Raw genomic sequence first — 276 nt, forward strand, 5'->3', positions numbered from 1 at the left:
CGCCTGTTGCACCGGCACCGACTCCAAGCAAACCAAGTGTACTGGTGACAGCTGACACAATCCCTCTCAATGGCTTTGTGATAAGGTCCAGAACCTTGATTGTGGTTGTGTAAGTCCGTCCCAAATGGGTATTTGCAAATGCAACGGCTCCACGTACCGGAGCGGTGAAACGATCGATCGCATTGATCGCCACCCTGTATTCAGTACCACGGGTATGCCGAGTATATGACGCTATACGGCTGACTGTGCGTCGGACCATATCAACGGCTCTAATGG

Annotated in this window: 1 protein-coding gene; it reads right to left on the reverse strand. The window is 52.2% G+C overall.

Annotated features, from left to right (window positions below; genetic code table 11):
* The coding region (locus R0J92_RS22795; protein ID WP_411053340.1) for a hypothetical protein at positions 1-193 on the reverse strand (193 nt) is incomplete at its 3' end.
* Positions 194-276: the final 83 nt, after the last annotated feature.

This window comes from Tritonibacter sp. SIMBA_163, assembly GCF_046535935.1.
In the GTDB taxonomy this organism is placed as follows: Bacteria; Pseudomonadota; Alphaproteobacteria; order Rhodobacterales; family Rhodobacteraceae; genus Epibacterium; species Epibacterium scottomollicae.